This is a genomic window from Vibrio sp. 1069 (assembly GCF_033340555.1).
Window position 1 is genome coordinate 1 of the sequence record NZ_JAWOWP010000177.1, and the last position, 905, is coordinate 905.

Here is a 905-nt window from a genome sequence, read left to right on the forward strand (position 1 = left end):
CGTAATCTCATCTCCTGCGGGTATGGCTCTAAAAACTTCTGTTTTTGCAGATATTCATCTGGATAAGCATTTAGATAGTGTTTAATTAATGTTAGTGGCGCGAGTAATGGCAGCGTGCCAGTACGATAGTCTTGAATCACGGTCGCGAGTTCTTCTTTTTCATCTTTGTTTAGAGAGCGTTTGAAATACCCTTGAAGATGCATCAACACATTCGTGTTATTTTTGCGACTGGCACGGTTCGATAGCGCCGTCATCAGACCTAATCGATATTCTCGGTAAAACTCGTCAATCTCATAGTTGGCAACATCTGCGACTAAGCGCCCCAAAGATCGATACGACTCTGGATGGTGCGCCATAAGCGTTAGCTTATAACGAGAATGAAAATCGATGATCTTACCGCGTGTCGGCTCACCTGCCATCGATTCATAAAAATCGTTGAGACAGTAAATGCGAGTAATGAAGTTCTCTTTAAGAACGGGATCATTTAAGCGTCCATCTTCTTCGATAGGTAACCACGGCATTTTTTCCATCAACGTTTTCGTGTAAAGACCAACCCCTTCTTTTGCAGCGTTGTTTTTGCTGTACACTTTTACGCGTTCCATACCGCATGTTGGCGATTTGGCACAAACGATGTAACCACACAATTGCTCATTTTGAAGCTCATCCACTTTATTTGCGGAGTAAGTCAGCATGTTATCTGTGTGATCATTGTCGGGGTTTTTCGTTTCAACCAACGCGATGCGTTCTTCATTACTGATTAAACGAATTGTCGGGCGTGGCACCGGCATGCCTACCCCCACCTCTGGGCATACAGAAACAAAGTCAAAATAATTGCTAAGCTCTTTAGTCACAAAGTTACTGACTTTATGACCAGAGTCGAAACGCACGCGTTCACCTAACACGCA

Annotated in this window: 1 protein-coding gene; it reads right to left on the reverse strand. The window is 43.6% G+C overall.

What is annotated here, in order from left to right:
- Nucleotides 1-905 (reverse strand): DUF523 and DUF1722 domain-containing protein (locus tag R7040_RS25280; protein WP_318097391.1); only part of this gene is annotated, 905 nt, incomplete at both ends.